The 17,156-nt window shown below is 66.1% G+C and carries 17 protein-coding genes; 12 read left to right on the top strand and 5 right to left on the bottom strand.

Annotated features, from left to right (window positions below; translation table 11 throughout):
• Window positions 1-46: 46 nt before the first annotated feature.
• Window positions 47-1,726 carry a glycosyltransferase family 87 protein gene (locus BKA25_RS00405; RefSeq protein ID WP_084643881.1) on the top strand — a complete coding sequence of 560 codons (1,680 nt, stop codon included), beginning with the start codon at window positions 47-49 and terminating at the stop codon, window positions 1,724-1,726.
• Between the two features lie 362 nt (window positions 1,727-2,088).
• Here the strand turns inward: BKA25_RS00405 and BKA25_RS00400 are convergent, their stop codons facing one another.
• Both BKA25_RS00400 and BKA25_RS00395 read right to left on the bottom strand, forming a co-directional pair.
• Entirely contained in the window at window positions 2,089-3,615 is a 1,527-nt protein-coding gene (locus tag BKA25_RS00400) for a glycosyltransferase family 87 protein (RefSeq protein WP_069853002.1), read from the bottom strand.
• A gap of 99 nt (window positions 3,616-3,714) precedes the next feature.
• The gene (locus BKA25_RS00395; protein ID WP_069853004.1) at window positions 3,715-4,485 is read right to left on the bottom strand and encodes a deoxyribonuclease IV; all 771 of its coding nucleotides are present in this window, start codon (window positions 4,483-4,485) and stop codon (window positions 3,715-3,717) included.
• Between the two features lie 181 nt (window positions 4,486-4,666).
• Between BKA25_RS00395 and rpsF the strand changes: the two genes are divergently transcribed.
• The 5 genes from rpsF to dnaB all read left to right on the top strand — a co-directional run bounded on the left by rpsF (window position 4,667) and on the right by dnaB (window position 8,365).
• Window positions 4,667-4,963 (top strand): 30S ribosomal protein S6, encoded by a 297-nt coding sequence (rpsF, locus tag BKA25_RS00390; RefSeq protein WP_084643495.1) that lies wholly within the window; start codon window positions 4,667-4,669, stop codon window positions 4,961-4,963.
• An 18-nt stretch (window positions 4,964-4,981) separates the two neighbouring features.
• A complete protein-coding gene (locus tag BKA25_RS00385; protein ID WP_069853007.1) occupies window positions 4,982-5,485 on the top strand; it encodes a single-stranded DNA-binding protein in 504 nt (167 codons plus the stop codon).
• A 71-nt stretch (window positions 5,486-5,556) separates the two neighbouring features.
• On the top strand, window positions 5,557-5,805 hold the full coding sequence (rpsR, locus tag BKA25_RS00380; protein WP_069853009.1) for a 30S ribosomal protein S18: 249 nt from the start codon (window positions 5,557-5,559) through the stop codon (window positions 5,803-5,805).
• Window positions 5,806-5,822: 17 nt separating this feature from the next.
• On the top strand, window positions 5,823-6,275 hold the full coding sequence (rplI, locus tag BKA25_RS00375) for a 50S ribosomal protein L9 (protein WP_069853011.1): 453 nt from the start codon (window positions 5,823-5,825) through the stop codon (window positions 6,273-6,275).
• A 719-nt stretch (window positions 6,276-6,994) separates the two neighbouring features.
• Window positions 6,995-8,365, top strand: coding sequence for a replicative DNA helicase (dnaB, locus tag BKA25_RS00370; RefSeq protein WP_069853013.1), 1,371 nt, complete (start codon window positions 6,995-6,997; stop codon window positions 8,363-8,365).
• 112 nt (window positions 8,366-8,477) lie between these two features.
• On the opposite strand, the gene BKA25_RS00365 is transcribed toward dnaB, so the two are convergent.
• Window positions 8,478-9,077, bottom strand: coding sequence for a TetR/AcrR family transcriptional regulator (locus BKA25_RS00365; protein ID WP_069853014.1), 600 nt, complete (start codon window positions 9,075-9,077; stop codon window positions 8,478-8,480).
• Window positions 9,078-9,336: 259 nt separating this feature from the next.
• Between BKA25_RS00365 and BKA25_RS00360 the strand changes: the two genes are divergently transcribed.
• Window positions 9,337-9,939, top strand: a complete 603-nt coding sequence (locus BKA25_RS00360) for an SMI1/KNR4 family protein (protein WP_069854195.1) — start codon at window positions 9,337-9,339, stop codon at window positions 9,937-9,939.
• Between the two features lie 35 nt (window positions 9,940-9,974).
• On the opposite strand, the gene map is transcribed toward BKA25_RS00360, so the two are convergent.
• Window positions 9,975-10,754 (bottom strand): type I methionyl aminopeptidase, encoded by a 780-nt coding sequence (gene map, locus BKA25_RS00355; RefSeq protein WP_069853016.1) that lies wholly within the window; start codon window positions 10,752-10,754, stop codon window positions 9,975-9,977.
• A 78-nt stretch (window positions 10,755-10,832) separates the two neighbouring features.
• Here map and BKA25_RS00350 point away from each other — a divergent pair, with 78 nt between their 5' ends.
• From BKA25_RS00350 to BKA25_RS00340, 3 genes are all read left to right on the top strand, one after another.
• Window positions 10,833-11,099, top strand: coding sequence for a helix-turn-helix transcriptional regulator (locus BKA25_RS00350; protein WP_069853017.1), 267 nt, complete (start codon window positions 10,833-10,835; stop codon window positions 11,097-11,099).
• A 113-nt stretch (window positions 11,100-11,212) separates the two neighbouring features.
• Window positions 11,213-12,013, top strand: a complete 801-nt coding sequence (locus BKA25_RS00345) for a hypothetical protein (protein WP_069853019.1) — start codon at window positions 11,213-11,215, stop codon at window positions 12,011-12,013.
• Between the two features lie 64 nt (window positions 12,014-12,077).
• Window positions 12,078-13,100, top strand: coding sequence for a helix-turn-helix domain-containing protein (locus tag BKA25_RS00340; protein ID WP_069853021.1), 1,023 nt, complete (start codon window positions 12,078-12,080; stop codon window positions 13,098-13,100).
• Between the two features lie 16 nt (window positions 13,101-13,116).
• Here the strand turns inward: BKA25_RS00340 and thrS are convergent, their stop codons facing one another.
• The gene (gene thrS, locus BKA25_RS00335; protein WP_257786126.1) at window positions 13,117-14,370 is read right to left on the bottom strand and encodes a threonine--tRNA ligase; all 1,254 of its coding nucleotides are present in this window, start codon (window positions 14,368-14,370) and stop codon (window positions 13,117-13,119) included.
• A 303-nt stretch (window positions 14,371-14,673) separates the two neighbouring features.
• Here thrS and BKA25_RS00330 point away from each other — a divergent pair, with 303 nt between their 5' ends.
• Both BKA25_RS00330 and BKA25_RS00325 read left to right on the top strand, forming a co-directional pair.
• A complete protein-coding gene (locus BKA25_RS00330) occupies window positions 14,674-15,789 on the top strand; it encodes a fatty acid desaturase family protein (protein WP_084643496.1) in 1,116 nt (371 codons plus the stop codon).
• A 316-nt stretch (window positions 15,790-16,105) separates the two neighbouring features.
• A complete protein-coding gene (locus tag BKA25_RS00325; RefSeq protein ID WP_069853022.1) occupies window positions 16,106-16,963 on the top strand; it encodes a GGDEF domain-containing protein in 858 nt (285 codons plus the stop codon).
• Window positions 16,964-17,156: the final 193 nt, after the last annotated feature.

Raw genomic sequence — 17,156 nt, 5'->3', positions numbered from 1 at the left:
ACGATCCACCCAGTCGACCGAACGCAACACGGACACCGAGAGACCGATGGCCGAGGCCCGCTTCGCCGACGGCAGCGACCATTCGGCATCGCAGCAGGCTGCCGAAGCGGCGGGCGCCGAGGACGAACCCACCGGCCCCGGCCACCGGGTCGACAACGCAACACTGCGGCCGGAGGAACGCGCAGCTCCGACCGACACCGAGAACCTTGCGCGCTCGGCCAGCCGCATCTTCGGCGGCCCGCTCGGCAAGCACGCCGTCGTCGGCAGGCACTGGTTCTGGAGCCCGCTGCGGGTGGGCCTGCTGCTGTCGATCCTGGTGTTGGCCCTGGGCTGGAGCATCAAGGCACCGTGTATCCAGCAGTACGTCGACGAACAGGGCGTGGCGCAGCTCGATTGGCGCGGCAACCGGCAGTACGTGGCGTTGTGTTACTCGGACATCGTGCCGCTCTATACGACCGAGCACCTCGACGTCGGTGCCTTCCCCTATCGAGACTCCTGGGTCGACAACGAGGGGACCGACGAAGAAGAAGTGCGCTACATGGAATATCCGGTGATCACCGGGATGTTCCAGTGGGTCAACGCCGAACTGACCAGCCTGTGGACCGGCTGGACCGACCAGGGCTCCACCACCTCGGTACTACCGGTCGCCGTCTATTTCACGATCAGTTCGATCTGGCTGGCGGGGGCCTGGCTGACCACCGTCTGGTCGTTGACGCTGTTGGCGGGCAGGCGCCCGTGGGATGCGGCGCTGGCCGCGATCTCGCCGCTGGTCATGGTGCACGCCTTCACGAACTTCGACACCCTCGCCACCGCCTTCGCCACCACCGGCATGCTCGCCTGGGCGCGTCGCCGCCCGGTACTGGCCGGGGTGTTGATCGGCTTGGGCGGCGCGGCCAAGGTGTATCCGCTGTTCCTACTCGGCCCGCTGCTGATCCTGTGCCTTCGATCCGGCCGGCTGGCGCATTGGGCGAGGACGGCCTCGGCCGCAGCGGTCGCGTGGCTGGTGGTGAACATCCCCTTCGCCCTGCTGTATCCGACGGGTTGGCGGGAGTTCTACCGGTTGAACAGCGAGCGCCCCGCCGATCCCGACTCGCTCTACAACGTGATCAGTCGGTTCACCGGTTGGGCGGGCTTCGACGGGCCGTTGGCCGCCGGGCAGACACCGGTGGTGTTGAACACCGTGACGGCGACGTTGTTCCTGCTGGGCTGCGCGGGCATCGCGATCGTGGGATTGACCGCCGCCCGCAGACCACGGCTGGCGCAGCTGATGTTCCTCGTCGTCGCCCTGTTCCTACTGACCAACAAGGTATGGAGCCCGCAGTACTCGCTGTGGCTGGTGCCGCTGGCCGTGCTGGCGTTGGCACGCTGGCGACCGCTGTTGGCCTGGATGGCGGTGGATGCGCTGCTCTGGGCGCCGAGGATGTTCTTCTACCTCGGCGAGGACAACAAGGGGCTACCCGCCGAATGGTTCCTGAGCACGGTGGTGCTGCGGGATCTCGTGGTGATCCTGCTGTGTGTGCTGGTGCTGCGCGATATCTATCGACCTGCCGGGGATCCGGTGCGATCGACGGGAGCCGACGATCCCATCGGCGGTGTCGTCGACGGCGCCGCCGATGTGGTCGTGTGGAAACGTCCGCGCCGGGCCGAGCCGAGGATCACCGAGCCCGCCAGCACGGCGGGTCCGAATCCCGCCTCGGCGGCGTCGGGCGCCTCGGCGGGGTCATAGGCACCTCGCCGCTCGGGGATCGACGGCGTACGCTGTCGGGCCAAGAATTCCTCCGGGACGGCGAAGTCGAAGAACTCGTCGCGCCGAACGGCGCGGAGGAAGCGCGCCCAGGATTGACTGGTGAGCAGCATTACCGGACCGCGTAGCTGACCTCGGTATCGAACTCCGACCACCCGGTCGCCGAAGAGCACCTGAATCCTGCATCGTTCGTCACCACTGATCACGCCACGATCACGCATGACGCCACCGCCCTCCGGGGAACCCTGGTCCACATCGGTCATCAGAACCTGAATCTTGTTCTGAGTAGAGCGTGCTAGGGCCGTACCGGTCCGGCAGGACGAAAGCCAATGATCAGGAGAATTTCACCCAATCGCCGGTGTCCGGTGCCCGACCCCCTTACGGAAACCGTGCGAATAGTCAACACTGAGCATCGGTGGCGGCGGGTTGGTACGCCCCCCGACCAATTCGCCGCCGCCCTCACCCTGCTGCGGCAGGCCTGCCGTCGACGGCGAGACGCCTCGTGGCGAGCCTCGGCCCGGCGGCACCTCGTCCTCCACGGTGGATCTGGCCGCGAGGAACGCGAAGAACAACGCCACCAGCAATACGGCCCGGCCCCAGACGCCGATCATCACCGCCTGCGGCACGAAACTGTCGTAGATCGACGATGGCAGGCCTTGAGTGGTGATGTAGTACCAGCGGAAAATGCCGATCCCAATCGCCAGATCGGCCACGAAGTACGCGGCGATCCACTCCCAACGAATCCGCAGCAGCACGAAGAAGGGCAGCAGCCACAACGCGTACTGCGGCGAGTGGACCTTGTGCAGCAGCAGGAATCCGCACAGCATTGCGCCGGAGACCTGGATCCACGGGAAGGTGCCCTCCCGTTGGAATCGACGCCACCCCAACCAACAGGCCAGCGCGAAGGACGCGAGCACCGCAGCAGGCGAGATGATGTCCAATGCGGCCTGGAAGCCCGCGTTGTCGGAGTTGGACCAGGGACGGAAACCCCAATACCAGATCGAGTTCGTCGTCACGTCGACGTAACGCATTCCCTGGAACTCGAATGAGGCCAGCCAGCCCTCCAGCCCCAACACGGCGAAGGGCAGGTTGACGGCGACGACCGTCACCATCGCGGCCATCGCGACCTTCGCGGCGCCCACCACATCCCATCTGGCGCCGCGCGCCACCAGGTCGGCAGGCATCTCCCGGCCGCGATAGCCGCCGGTGAGCACGTACAGCACCAATGGCAGCACGAAGATGCCCGGATAGATCTTGAAGGCGAAGCCGAGGGCGAGCAGCACCGAGGCTGCGGTGGCTCGATCGATCAGTGGTCGATCCGCGCCTGCTCGTCCCCAGCCGCGCTGCAACACATAGATGGCCGCCACCGCACATGCGACCACCGGCAGATCCCAATTATGGAATGCGTAGAGGACGATGGGCGGCCCTAAGGCCCACAACAACGCCCTCCACCGCGCGAGCTGCCCGAGCAGCCACGCCGTGAGCAGACCGAACGGCGCCATCACCACCGCCGAGCCCAACAGGAAACCCGCGTCGTTGGTGGCGAACAGGGCGCCCGCCCAGATCAACAGGCCGCTGAGGACCGGGTACTCGACGACACCGCCGACGAGCTGGCCATCCTCGGTGATGCCGCCGCTGAGATAGGGGAAGACATGTTGATCGATGTCGCGGCCGAGCCACAGATGCTGGATGTCGGAGTAACAGACATCGCCGTCCATGCGTTCCTTGTAGTCGGGCTGACTACGGCCGAACTGATCGAACTCCGGCCCGGTGCAGCGGGCCTTGTTGGCATAACCGAGGAACAGTGTCAGGCCGCTGAGCAGTACGAGGAACGCCAGCGCGTACCTGGTCAATGCGACCTTCTTGGTCATCCCACCCGTGCCGCGAGTGTCCGTGGACGAACCCGATGGTGCTGATTGCGACTGATCCCACGCCTGCACGGTGTCCCGATCATCGCTCGGCACGGCGGATCAAACTCCCAGTTCACGACGTAGATGACTGATGTCGGCAGCCTGACCGGCGCCGGGAGTCTCGACCACGACCGGCGCACCCGCCTGAGCGCAGACCGCGACCAACTGTTCGACCTCGATCGTGCCGTCCGCCAGGTTCGCGTGCCGGTCTCGGCCCGAGCCGAAGGCGTCCCGTGAGCTGTTCAGATGCACCAGGTCGATGCGACCGGTGATCGCCTTGGTCCGCTCGACGAGACTCGCCAGCTCCTCACCGGAGGCGAAGGCGTGACAGGTGTCCAGGCAGAACCCGGGATCGAATTCGCCGATCGAGTCCCACAACCTGCCGAGAGCGTCGAGACCCCTGGCCATCGCGCCATCGCCGCCCGCGGTGTTCTCGATCAGGATCGGCACGGCGAAGCCACCCTCGGCGGCCTGCCGGGAGAAGAGCTTGCGCCAGTTGTCCACGCCGACGGCCGGATCCTCGCCCTGCCGGACATGACCGCCGTGCACGATCAATCCCAGGGCGTGTGTCTCGGCGGCGGCCTTGGCCTGCGCGATCACCGCCTTGCGCGACGGAATCCGGATCCGGTTGTTGGTGGATGCCACGTTCAGCACATAGGGGGAGTGGATGAAGACCGAGATCCCCGCAGCCTGCAACTGCGCTGCCTGCGGGTGCGGCGTGGGGGCCTTCCACGTCTGCGGATCGGACAGGAAGAACTGCACGACATCCGCTCCACGCTCCTGGGCGGTGCCGAGCGGATCGTCGGCGTCGACGTGCGCACCGATAGGCATGCGGTGAGGGTAACCAACAGACGGCCGGTAAGTGAGGTCTGCGGTTGGCTCATGTGAGCTGGTGACGGGGCCCGAAGGGCCGTGGGCGACCTCGCTGATAACGTGGTGCTGTTGTCGACGCGACGACCCTCCTGCCACGGATAGCCCGTGGCCGATGAGACCACAGGAGGTGAGGTCTGTCATGCGTCATTACGAGGTAATGGTCATCCTTGACCCCAGTCTCGACGAGCGCACCGTCGCTCCGTCCCTGGACACGTTCCTCAACGTCATCCGCACCGCAGGCGGCAACGTGGAGAACGTCGACGTCTGGGGCCGCCGCCGGTTGGCCTTCGAGATCGAGAAGCACGCCGAGGGCATCTACGCCCTGCTGAACGTGCACGCCGAGCCGGACGCGGTCAAGGAACTCGACCGTCAGCTCTCGCTGCAGGAGACGGTGCTGCGCACCAAGGTCCTGCGTCGTGACTCCGTCTCCAAGTGATCGGTCGGAGGCACACTGATGGCTGGTGAGACGACAATCACCGTGGTCGGGAACCTGACCGCCGATCCAGACCTCCGCTTCACCTCATCGGGTGCCGCGGTGGCGAACTTCACCGTTGCCTCCACCCCCCGCACCTTCGACCGGCAGTCGGGCGAGTGGAAGGACGGCGAAGCGCTGTTCCTCCGCTGCAGCCTCTGGCGGCAGGCCGCCGAGAACGCGGCCGAGTCGCTGAGCCGAGGCATGCGTGTCGTCGTTCAGGGCAGGCTGCGGCAGCGTTCCTTCAAGACCAAGGAAGGCGAGGACCGCACCGTCGTCGAGCTCGAGGTCGACGAGATCGGCCCCTCGCTGCGGTACGCGACCGCCAAGGTCAACAAGGTGAACCGGGGCAGTGGCGGTGGCGGCGGTTACGGATCGAGCGGCGGTGGCGGCAGCGCACCCGTCGACGACCCGTGGGGCTCCGCGCCCCCGGCCGGTCCCAGTGGCGGATCCGGCGGCGGATACAGCGACGAGCCTCCGTTCTAGACGGCCACGGCGTTTTCGGCCGAGGACATCGCATCCGCGGCCGATGAGGATGACAACCAGGAGTAAGACCAATGGCTAAGCCACCCGTACGCAAGCCTAAGAAGAAGGTCTGCGTCTTCTGCAAGGACGCCCGCAAGGGCCACCCGCAGAACATCGACTACAAGGACACCACGCTGCTTCGGAAGTACATCTCCGACCGCGGCAAGATCCGGGCTCGCCGGGTCACCGGTAACTGCAGCCAGCACCAGCGGGACGTCGCCGTCGCGGTCAAGAACTCGCGCGAGATGGCCCTGCTGCCCTACACCTCGACCGCTCGCTGAGAGGGTAAGGAGCGAAAATGAAGCTCATCCTCACCGCTGATGTCAGCGGTCTCGGCGGCCCCGGCGACATCGTCGAGGTCAAGGACGGCTACGGCCGCAACTACCTGATGCCGCGCGGGCTGGCCATCCTGGCCACCCGTGGCGCGGAGAAGCAGGTCGCCACGATCCGCCGTTCCCAAGAGGGCAAGCGGATCCGCGACCTCGACCACGCCAAGGAGATCAAGTCGAGCCTGGAGGGCCTCGGTGCGATCCGGCACCGCGTTCGTGCCTCCCAGGACAGCGGCAAGCTCTTCGGCTCGGTCACGACGTCCGACGTGGTTACCGCGGTCAAGGCCGCCGGTGGACCGCTGCTGGACAAGCGGTCGATCCAGCTTCCCGGTCACATCAAGAAGACCGGCAAGCACTCGGTGAGCGTCCGGCTGCACCCGGAGGTCACCGTGGCGATCAACCTCGAGGTTGCTCCCGCGTAAGTGCCTCGTCGGTGATTCACCGATGACATCGTGCTGCGGCGTCGCTTCCCGTTCTCGAACGGGGCGGCGCCGCAGTCGTCTGTGTGGGGCGTGTCCGACGGCGGCCGCTGTCGCCACTTCGGGTCTGTTCGGGGCGGACCTGCACGCTCGTCGCCCAGGCGGCCTGGCCCCGCTCGCATCGATACATCGAAGACGATCATGTCGAAGCGCTCGCGAGTTCGCGGTAACACACGGTCGAACGGTGGGTGCGAGCCTTCGCTGTTATCACTCAGAAGCACTAGTGGATAGCTCACGCCGCTCCTGTGGATCATTTCGCGTTTAGAGCAAGATCGACACGCCGACGGCCCGCTTTCCGCGACACGCCGATGGGAACGGCGGCTAGTTTCCCCACACTTTGCCCACAGGGTTTGACCTGGGCTTTCTATCAGAGCTACCCAAGTTATCCACAGGTTGTCCCCAGGCTTGCCGCAGGCTGTGGTCAGATCAAGGCAACCATCCCCAGGTTATCCACAGGCATGTCCACAGGAGTGTTTGCCTGCTCCAGACGAGGGATCTAGCGTTCGTCGGGCGGTGTAAGAACGTCGTCGCCGAAAGCGGTGCGAACCCGCAGGCCAACGCCGGCGCCAGGGACGAGATTCGGCGCAGACCACGGGCGCCGAAGGCATCGACTCCAACCCGGGGCTACCGGGGAATCGCGAAGCAAGGACCGGAGGGAACAGGTGGCTCTCACCGACGATCGCGCAGCGGCGACGGACAACGGCGGCGGATTCGACCGGCAACCACCGCAGGATCTCGCGGCCGAGCAGTCCGTCCTCGGCGGGATGCTGCTCAGCAAGGACGCCATCGCCGACGTCGTGGAGGTGGTCCGCCCCGACGACTTCTACCGCCCCGCGCATCAGGCCATCTACGACTGCATCCTCGATCTCTACGGCCGAGGTGAGCCCGCCGATGCCATCACCGTCTCCGCCGAGCTGGAACGACGCACCGAGCTGACCAGGATCGGCGGTGCGCCTTACATGCACACCCTGATCGCCACCGTCCCCACCGCGGCCAACGCCGGCTACTACGCCGAGATCGTGGCGGAGAAGGCCGTCCTACGACGTCTTGTCGAGGCAGGCACCCGAATCGTGCAGCTCGGCTACCACGGCTCCGAGGGTGCGGCGATCGACGAGGTGGTCGACCGGGCGCAGGCCGCCATCTACGAGGTGACCGAGCGCCGCACCAGCGAGGACTACGTGGCCCTCGAACACCTGTTGCAGCCGACCATGGACGAGATCGACGCCATCGCCTCCCGCGACGGCATGTCACTCGGAGTCCCCACCGGATTCGCCGACCTGGACGCGGTGACCAACGGGCTGCACCCCGGACAGATGATCATCGTCGCCGCGCGTCCCGGTGTCGGTAAGTCCACGCTGGGCCTGGACTTCGCCAGATCCTGTTCGATCAAGCACGGCTTCAGCAGCGTCATCTTCTCGCTCGAGATGAGCAAGACCGAGATCGTGATGCGGATGCTCTCCGCAGAGGCCCGCATCCGACTCCAGGACATGCGCGGCGGCAAGATGACCGATGACGACTGGACCCGGCTGGCCAGACGGATGGGCGAGGTCAGCGAGGCACCGCTGTTCGTCGATGACTCGCCGAACCTCACCATGATGGAGATCCGCGCCAAGGCCCGACGGCTCAAGCAGCGTAATGATCTGAAGCTCGTCGTCGTCGACTATCTCCAGCTGATGAGCTCGGGTAAGCGCGTCGAATCCCGACAGCAGGAGGTCTCCGAGTTCTCCCGACATCTCAAGTTGTTGGCCAAGGAACTTGAGGTGCCGGTCGTGGCGATCAGTCAGCTCAACCGAGGACCCGAACAGCGGACCGACAAGCGCCCCATGCTCTCCGACCTGCGTGAATCCGGATCACTTGAGCAGGACGCCGACATGGTGCTGCTGATCCACCGCCCGGATGCCTTCGAGCGCGACGACCCCCGGATGGGCGAGGCCGACCTGATCCTGGCCAAGCACCGTGCTGGCCCGACCTCCACGGTCACCCTGGCCCACCAGCTGCATTACAGCCGTTTCGTCGACATGGCCCAGAGCTGATCCCTGCAGCCGGGCAGAGCCGCAGATCCGCTCGCCGGGTCAGTTCGATCCCGCTGACCCCTACCCGACCGATCGACCTTCGGGATCCTCCTGACCAGCAGATTCACGGCGTTCAGTCGCCGGAGTGGTCCGGCAGGAGCCGAGCCGCGAGCGATCGTGCCGTGAGGTCGAGTGTGGCCGTGTCCAGCCCGGTCCGGCTCATGAACACGAGCCCCTGTTGTGCGGCCAGCAGGGCCCGCGCCAGTCCGATCGGATCCACTCCGGTAGGCAGGTCGCCCTCGCGTTGGGCGCGGGCGACGCAGTCACCGATCAGCGCGGTGGACGTCTCGTAGGTGCGGTGGGCGTGGTCGAGGACTTCCGGATCGGCGTTACCGAGTTCGTAGGCGCTGTTGGCCAGCAGGCAGCCTCGCCGCGTGCCGGTGTCGCTCACGTCGTCGGTCGGTGCCTTGAGGAGCGCGCGTAGTGCGTCCAAGGCCCGTGGGGCCTCATCGAGGGCTCGTCGAAGGTGGCCATGGCTTTCCTCGGTGTAGCTGCGCAGCGCCCGGAGGAACAGCTGACGTTTGTCGCCGAACGCTGCATACAGGCTGCCTTTGCCCAGGCCACTGACCCGCATCAGGTCCTCCAGCGAGGTCGCGGCGTAACCGGCGCCCCAGAACTGATCACGGACGGCGTTCAGCACCTGTTTCTCGTCGAACGATCGCGGACGTGGCATGCGGCCCAGGATACGGATTCTTGACCGGTCGGTCCACGAACCTTGTCCTGAACCGACCAGGCAAGACTCCCCGTGATACCCAGGAAGCGGGATGCACCGAGGAAGGTCGGACGACCGCGAACGGCGCTTGTCCGACAGCGCTGCCGACCGAGCGGATCTGCCGGTAACGGCAGCTTCCCGGGCCACTCCCATCGGCAGCGATCGGTGGCGAACAGCTCGGATGAATCCTCGAACCAATGCTCTGGGGAGAATGATCCGCATGGACCCGCGACTCGGCCACATCGGCCGCAAGCTCGCACAGGTGCCCTATGCCCCACTCCGAAGCCACTCCTTCGGCGAACAGGTGCACCGGTTCCGCCTCGACGCGCCGTTGTCGAGAACCGCGGTCGCCGAGTTCGAAGCCGGCCACGGCATCGAACTGCCTGGCCCATACCGCGGCTTCCTGACCACACTCGGCGGTGGCGCTGCCTCGCCGTTCTACGGACTGCTGAGCTTGCAGTCCTGCGAACTACGGACGATGGACCCGCCGAGGAACGGCGCGTCCCACCGGGGGTTCAGCCTCGCGAGACCGCCTTGTCAGGATGACCTGTTCCTACACATCATCGAGGCAGGGTGCAGCGATCTGGTGCTGCTGGGCATCACCGGGCCGCTCACCGGCCGCATCGTCACCGGGAACTCCGAAGGCTATCGGGAGCCCACCGTCTCGTCCGCGCCTGACTTCCTAGCCTGGTATGAACGCTGGCTCGACCACATGCTCGCTGGGCGGGACAACCCCGACCTGGCGTTGACCAGCCCGGCGCTACGAGCGGCCCGATCTACCTCTCGGAATAGCACCGTTGCCGAACAGACCCGGACACCATGATCACCCCAGTGGGAGGGAATGCGCCGTCGAGCAACTCACGCGGCAGCGGACTCGCGGCGAGTGAGCACCAGGGGTCCGTCCTCGGTGACCGCGATGGTGTGTTCGGAGTGCGCGGTGCGCGAGCCGTCGGCCGATCGGATGGTCCAGCCGTCGGGGTCGTAGATGATCCGGTCGGTGGTCCGCGCGAACCAGGGTTCGAGCGCGAGGGTGAGCCCCGGCTTGAGCTTCATGCCCCGGCCCGCCTTGCCCTTGTTGGCGACGTGGAGGTCCTCGTGCATGGTGCGGCCGATGCCGTGGCCGCCGAACTCGGTGTTGACGGGATAGCCGTAGTCACCGGCCACGGCACCGATCGCCGCCGAGATGTCGCCGATGCGATTTCCGGGGCGCGACACCTCGATCGCTGCCTCCAACGCTTCCTCGGTGGCGCGAATGATCCGCAGATCCTCCTCGGCGGGGGTGCCCACGATGATGGTGCGTGCCGAATCGGCCGCCCAGCCGTCGATGCTCACCGCGATGTCCGCGCTCAGCACGTCGCCATCACGGAGCACGTAGTCGTGCGGCAGGCCGTGTAGGACCGCGTCGTTGACCGAGAGGCAGATGACGTTGCGGAACGGACCCTTGCCGAAGGACGGCGAGTAGTCCCAGTAGCACGATTGCGCGCCGCGCTTCTCGATCATGCCTCGGACGTGGTGTTCCAGGTCCATGAGATTGACGCCCACGTCGGCGAGTCTGCCGACCTCGGTGAGTACCTCGGCGACGAACCGCCCGGCCACGTGCATGCGTTCGATCTCCGCAGGCGATTTCAACTCGATCATGGAACACCTTCCACCATTGGTATAATAATACCAAGGTAGCACCTTGCGGTATTAAAGTACCAACCGTACCCTGATGTCGTGGTCCGCAATCCGCACACGCCCGAACAGATCGAGGCCGGTCGGCGCCTCGGCAAGCTCCTGCGGGCGGCACGGGCGGACCGAGATCTCGGCGAGGTGGCGCAGGCGGCGGGCATGTCGCCGGAGACACTGCGCAAGATCGAGACCGGCAGGCTGCCGACCCCGGCATTCGGCACGATCGCCTGCCTCAGCGAGGTGCTCGACCTGCCGATCCAGGACCTCGCCGCCGCCTGGCGCAACGGTCTTCGGCTCGAAGCCGCCTCCTGACCACTGCGACAGCGCGCGGCACCTTATCCACCGCTAAGCCTCCATGTCGGTGGCGACTTCCGCCGTCAGCGCAAACCGTTCCCCGTGATCACTGGTCGACCTAGCGTCGACCCATGACCTCACCGATCACCGGAACCGCCGCCGGTGTGCCGTTCACCGCGCTACCACCGGCGACCGATGGACCCGCGCCACTGCTCGTCAGTTGGCACATGTTGGATGCGCCGAGATCGAATGCCGCCTTCGCGGCCGCTCTGCCGATGAACGGGCTACCGGTGTGGCGAGTGCACCTCGGTATGCCGATGTGCGGAGCTCGGATGGTCGACGGCAGCATGGACGCCGGCCTGAAGCTGATGCGCGAAGACGTCCTGATGTCCTTCCTGCACCCCTTCGTCCGACAGGCGACCGAGGAGTTTCCGGCGGCGCTCGCGTCGATCCGTGCACAGCTGCCCGTGAACGACGGTCCGCTCGGTGTGCTCGGCGGTTCGTTGGGCGGTGCCGTCGCCCTGCGAATCCTGACCGACACCGACATCCCGGTCGCTGCGGCCGCCATCGTGAATGCGGCCATCCGGATGAGGTCGGTCGTCGGATTGTTCGGGGACTATCCCTACGACGCCCAGTCCGAGCAGATCGTCGATGGTCTCGACTTCGTGGCCCAAGCAGACATCATCGCTGCTCGCGCGCCGCTGCTGATCGTCAGCGGCGAATCGGACCATCCTGAGCTGCGGGCCGATGCCTTCCATCTCGCCGACGCATTGGACCTGCGATCCGAAATGCTGTCGATTCCCGGGTTGGCGCATCCCCTTGCCGACGAACCCGGAATCGAGCCTGCGCCACAACTGCCGCAGGCTCGCGATGTGGATGCCGGGCTGACGAGGTGGTTCCGACGTCACCTCGCGACCGCGAGTCAAGGCTGAGCGGCTCCCGCACTGCGGATGCGGACTTGATTCTCATGCTGCTTGAGATCCCATAGTGGTGCCCGTGGACGACAACGAGCTGTATTCCATCGGCGACACGGCCCGCCGCACGGGCCTGAGCGTCAGTGCCATCAGGTTCTACTCCGACATCGGGATCATCCCGCCGACGGAGCTGACCAACGGCGGATTCCGGCTCTACGACATCCACGCCGTGGCGCGGCTGAGCCTCGTCCGAACGCTGCGCGAGATGGACGCGAACCTCGACGAGGTCCGGCGGCTACTCGCGGAGGAGACGACCCTGCGTGAACTGGCCACGACCCATCTGGGTCTGGTCGAGCGGCAGACCCGCAGGCTCCAGGCTCGACGGGCCGTCCTACGGACCATCGTGAAACAACACAGCAGCACAGAACAGGTGAGTCTCATGCACAAGCTGGTGTCCATGTCCGATGACGAACGCGATCGACTCATCGACGAGTTCTGGGATGAGATCACCGATGGGATCAACGTTCATCCCGCCTTCGCCGAGCAGATGCATCAGTGGCGATGCAAGCTGCCCGAGGAGCCCACCACCGAACAGCTGGAAGCCTGGATCGAACTGGCGGACCTGGTACGCGACGCCGAGTACCGACGCTCGGTTCGCCAGTTCTTCGAAACCAGCTTCTCCGCCTCGGAGCGCTCGATAGAGATCACCGCGCCGCCGATGCTCGCGGCGATCGAGAAACAACACAAGGTCGACTTGGAGGCCGCCGAGGCCCAACAGCGCGGCGTGGCGGTCGATTCGCCGATGGCCAGAGAGATCGTCGAACGCCTGGTCGTGGCGACCGCCGAGATCACCGCCGAGGCATCCGGCCGCGCCGCGGACGAAGCCGATATCGAGGAGGTTCGCGGCTGGCTGGCCGATCCACCGGAACTGAATAACGTCGGCGACGCCGTCGACGGTTTCATGACCCAGTGGGGCGGCATCTTCGACCGCTTCATCGCCCTGACCGCCACGATCAACGGCACACCCGGTCCGGATCCGGCGGGCACCGCCGCGACCGAGGCGTGGGTCGCGGCGGTGATCAAGGCGGCCGAGGATCCGAAGTAGTCCCGTTTGCCCCGCATTATTCGCGATCGGTAGCCGCCCAGAGGTCGACGCTTCGGGCCACGACGTTCGCCCGGATGCCCGCCACCGCCTCGGTGACCGGCAAAGCCGCAGGTCGATGCCCGTTCCGCAACCGCAGTGCGACCTGCCGGCCTGCGACCTCCCGCTCCCCGATCACCGCCTGGTAGGGCACCCGACGATCGGCACGGATCCGCGCGCCGAGACTGCCCTGGGAAGGAGCGACCAGCCGAGCACGTAGACCAGCGGCGATGCCCTGTCGGACACAGTCCTGCGCTGCGGGCACCTCCGCATCGGAGACCGGCAGGACCGCCAGCTGAGTCGGGGCCAACCAGGCCGGGAAAGCACCACCGTGAATCTCGATCAGCTGCGCCATGGCGCGCTCCATGCTGCCGATGATGCTCCGATGCACCATCACCGGTCGATGCTGGGCACCATCGGAGCCGACGTAGTGCAGATCGAATTGCGCGGGCTGATGGAAATCGACCTGGATGGTCGACAGGGTGCTCTCCCGGCCTGCGTGATCTGCGATCTGGACATCGATCTTGGGGCCGTAGAACGCCGCTTCGCCTGCTTCTGCGCGATAGTCGACCCCCGCATCGTCGAGTACCCCGGTCAACAGTTCGGCCGCCCGCCGCCACATCGCGGGTTCGCCGACGTATTCGCCCTGCTGCGCAGGCAGGGAGAGCCGGTATCCGACCGGTTGGATCCCCAGATCCCGATAGGCGGCGCGGATGAGTGCCAGCGCTGCCGATGCCTCGGCGGCGACCTGGTCGATGGTGCAGAAGATGTGGGCATCGTTGAGTTGGATGGACCGGACCCTGGTCAGCCCACCGAGCACACCGGAGAGCTCCGACCGGTACATGCCGCCCAGCTCCGCGATCCGCAACGGCAACTCGCGGTAGCTCCTGGCCTGCGAGCGATAGATCAACGCGTGATGCGGACACAGACTCGGCCGTAGCACGACCTGCTCGTCCCCGAGATTCATCGGCGGGAACATGTGCTCGCGGTAGTGCGACCAGTGGCCGGAGATCTCGTACAGCTCGCGCTTGCCCAACACCGGCGAGTAGACGTGCTGGTAACCGGCGTGGCGCTCCACCTCCCGGAGGTATTCCTCCAGGGCGTGCCGCACCACCGCCCCATCCGGCAGCCAATACGGCAGGCCCGCGCCGATCAAGGGGTCGGACCCGAATAGTTCTAGCTCGCGGCCGAGCTTTCGATGATCCTGCATTCTGCTGGTCTCCTCGCGATCCAGCGGAGCGAGTGACCAGACGGCGAAGCCCCGGGGCACTCGCCCCGGGGCTTCTGCTGGTAAGACAGTGTTCAGCGCGCCGGGACGGTCTCCGGCGTCGTCGTCAGACCAGCGCGCTTCACATTCTCCACGCTAGCAGGTGTTCGATTGGTGACCCACCGTCGCCCGTGATATCGGATGAATCCGTCAATCCCGGCATCGCCGATGATTTCGCGGCGAGAACGGCAACGAATGCACGAATCTTGCGAGAAGTCCAGACGTCTACCCTGACTGTATCCAGCGGGCTGCTCCGTAGAATCAGTGCACATGACTGAAGCAGCCCCCTCCGGCGGGGTCGCCGCGCGGAGCGATGCGAAAGACGGATCCGCGACCGCCACGATCGCAGCCCGGCCGGAGGCATCCGAGACCGCCACGGCGCCGACGGGTAGCGACTTCGCCGAGCTCGCCAAGCGGATCAACGATGCGGGACTGCTCGAACGCAGGCCCGGTTACTACGTCGCGAGGTTGAGCATCGTCGGCCTGCTGTACGTAGGCGGCTGGGTCACGTTCTTCCTGATGGGCGACACCTGGTGGCAGCTCACCGTCGCGGCCTTCCTCGCGGTGATCTTCGCCCAGCTCGCCTTGGTCGCACACGACCTCGCGCACCGGCAGGTGTTCCGGAAGCGGCGGATCAGCGAGATCTCCGGTCGAATAGCGGGCAATCTCGGTGTCGGCATGAGTTACGGCTGGTGGATGGACAAGCACACCCGCCACCATGCGAATCCCAACCATGAGGAGCTCGACCCGGACGTCTCGCCGGAACTGCTCATCTGGTCGGAGCGACAGGCACGCAACAGCAGCGGGATCGCCAAGTTCATCGGCCGCAGGCAGGCGTTCCTCTTCTTCCCGTTGCTCACCCTGGAGGGCTTCAACCTGCATGTGGCCAGTGTCCGAGGTCTGTTCCGGCCGAACCTCCGTGGCCGCGCCTGGGAGGCTGTGACGCTGTTCGCCCACTTCGCCTTCTACCTGGCCGCGGTGTTCACCGTGCTGCCGGTCGGCAAGGCCATCGTGTTCCTGCTGGTCAACCAGGCACTCTTCGGCGTCTACCTCGGCTGCACGTTCGCGCCCAACCACAAGGGCATGCCGACGCTGACCAAGGAGGACGAGCTCGACTTCCTCCGCAAGCAGGTACTGACCTCGCGGAACATCAAGGGTGGGGTGGCCATCGACATCGCGCTCGGCGGCCTCAACTACCAGATCGAGCACCACCTGTTCCCGAACATGCCCTCGCCCAACCTGCCGAAGGCGAAGAAGATCGTGCGCGACTACTGCGCCGAGCTGAAGGTCCCCTATCAGGAGACGGGCCTGATCGAGTCCTACGCCATCGCGTTGAAGCACATGCACCACGTCGGCGCACCCATCCGCGCCGCAGCCAAGGGCTGATCGAAACCATTCTCCGATCCACGTTGCGGGCCCCCGGTCGACAACAGACCGGGGGCCCCTTCGATCCTTCGACCCGCATTACCCGACCTGGGAACTGCTGCGAACCGACCCATGATCACCGGCACTCGCGTCTCGGTGGAGCTTCCGAAGGTGCATCACCACCGGGTAGGGCAGCATCGGTTCCCGTCGCCGTCACTCTGTGCTGTCACATAGCTGCGGAAACCATCCTTCTGAGCGCCACGGCTGACTTGAACTGTGGCTAATCCCAAGGAAGGCTCAGCCACAGTGCTCCGTTCGGCGGAAGGTATGGGGCCAAATGAGTGCCGTGGGTACGGCGGCACGACGCGAAGTCGGGTCGGTCTGGGGCGACATCGTCGCAGAACTACCGGTCGGAGTGCTGCTTCAGAACATGCGCGGTGACGTTCTCGCCGCGAACGAACTCGCAGCGACGCTGCTCGGCATCCCCGAGGCGGAGCTGACCGCAGGTCGGATTCGAATCGACCAAGCACTGCGAGACGAGTCCGGTGCACCGCTGCCCAGCGCGGGCCATCTCATCGACCAGCTGCGCCGTCATTCGGGCGCGCTACAGCTGCCGGTGCTTCGCACCGCGCCGGGCACCGAGCCCGCGAGGCTCTGGGTCGGCTTGCACACGGCCCGACTGAGCGGTGTCGACGTCCTGCTGTCGTTCCTGCGCCCGGTCGATGCCGAACCGGGTCGACTCACCGGGATGCTCGATCCGCTGACCGGCCTGCCCAGCCGCGCGTTGCTGCTCGACCGGCTGCAGGAGAGTCTGATCAGAGCCGGCACCAGGGGGACGCTGGTCACCCTGGTGCTCTTGGATATCTGTCGGCTCGCCGAGGTCAATGCCGCTCACGGGTTCGAACGCGGCGACGACCTGTTGACGATGCTCGCCTGCCGACTCAGATCCGGCATGCGAGCGGACTACACCGTCGCCCGGTTCGGCAGCGATGAGTTCGCGGTGGTAGCCGAGCACCCCAGAGGCAGCGGCGGCGCCATCGCGTCGAAGGTGCGTGAAGTGGCAGGCAGTGCGATGCAGCTGGGTCGCATCCGATTGCATCCCGAATTGCGAACCGCGTGGGTCACCAGCGACGGCAGCGCCGGATCGGTGGCGATGATCGACCGTGCCGAGACGATCCTGCGCCGCAGAGGCTAATCAGTCCGCATCGTCGACCCGAGCGACGAATCTCCTTCATCTACGCCGAACCGCCGTGTCCCGCGCCCCGCCGTGTCGGTCGGCGACATCGCCCAGAATCGCAGGCCACCCGACTCATACTCGGCAGAAACAGTCTGTCCCCCGGACAGACGACCGTCCCGAGGTGCGCGGCGTCGACGGGTTCGTCGATACC

Origin of the sequence: Actinoalloteichus hymeniacidonis (genome assembly GCF_014203365.1) — a bacterium.
Lineage (GTDB): Bacteria > Actinomycetota > Actinomycetes > Mycobacteriales > Pseudonocardiaceae > Actinoalloteichus_A > Actinoalloteichus_A hymeniacidonis.
This window is presented reverse-complemented; position numbering and strand designations above follow the sequence as displayed.

Bases quoted from the DNA above. Each gene is read 5' to 3' on its own strand.
- BKA25_RS00405 (WP_084643881.1), top strand. From the start codon at position 47: ATGGCCGAGGCCCGCTTCGCCGACGGCAGCGACCATTCGGCATCGCAG.
- BKA25_RS00400 (WP_069853002.1), bottom strand. From the start codon at position 3,615: ATGACCAAGAAGGTCGCATTGACCAGGTACGCGCTGGCGTTCCTCGTA.
- BKA25_RS00395 (WP_069853004.1), bottom strand. From the start codon at position 4,485: ATGCCTATCGGTGCGCACGTCGACGCCGACGATCCGCTCGGCACCGCC.
- rpsF (WP_084643495.1), top strand. From the start codon at position 4,667: ATGCGTCATTACGAGGTAATGGTCATCCTTGACCCCAGTCTCGACGAG.
- BKA25_RS00385 (WP_069853007.1), top strand. From the start codon at position 4,982: ATGGCTGGTGAGACGACAATCACCGTGGTCGGGAACCTGACCGCCGAT.
- rpsR (WP_069853009.1), top strand. From the start codon at position 5,557: ATGGCTAAGCCACCCGTACGCAAGCCTAAGAAGAAGGTCTGCGTCTTC.
- rplI (WP_069853011.1), top strand. From the start codon at position 5,823: ATGAAGCTCATCCTCACCGCTGATGTCAGCGGTCTCGGCGGCCCCGGC.
- BKA25_RS00365 (WP_069853014.1), bottom strand. From the start codon at position 9,077: ATGCCACGTCCGCGATCGTTCGACGAGAAACAGGTGCTGAACGCCGTC.
- BKA25_RS00360 (WP_069854195.1), top strand. From the start codon at position 9,337: ATGGACCCGCGACTCGGCCACATCGGCCGCAAGCTCGCACAGGTGCCC.
- map (WP_069853016.1), bottom strand. From the start codon at position 10,754: ATGATCGAGTTGAAATCGCCTGCGGAGATCGAACGCATGCACGTGGCC.
- BKA25_RS00345 (WP_069853019.1), top strand. From the start codon at position 11,213: ATGACCTCACCGATCACCGGAACCGCCGCCGGTGTGCCGTTCACCGCG.
- BKA25_RS00330 (WP_084643496.1), top strand. From the start codon at position 14,674: ATGACTGAAGCAGCCCCCTCCGGCGGGGTCGCCGCGCGGAGCGATGCG.
- BKA25_RS00325 (WP_069853022.1), top strand. From the start codon at position 16,106: ATGAGTGCCGTGGGTACGGCGGCACGACGCGAAGTCGGGTCGGTCTGG.